Genomic DNA, 249 nt, shown 5'->3' on the forward strand with positions numbered 1-249 from the left:
GTCCGCGCATCACCTATTATCTCCAGACGCGCCTCGGCGTGGCGATGAACGGTGTTGTTCTGGTTTCGCCCTATCTCGATCCGAGCGCGTATACCGATCGAGAGCTGTCGCCCCTCCCATGGATGCTGACCCTGCCGACGATCGTGGCGGCCAATCTCGAAAGACAGGGAAAGCTCACTGACACGAGAATGGGCGAGGTCATCGACTACACGCGGACCGAGTACGTGTCGGATCTCCTCAAGGGGCAGT

1 protein-coding gene is annotated in these 249 nt (G+C 59.8%); it reads left to right on the forward strand.

The genetic code is table 11. The annotated features are described in order from the left end of the window. Positions 1–249: hypothetical protein (locus ACZ3HG_RS24435; protein ID WP_465335069.1), on the forward strand; the 249-nt coding region annotated here is incomplete at both ends.

It is taken from the genome of Erwinia sp. PME.40.26/001 (assembly GCF_055556675.1).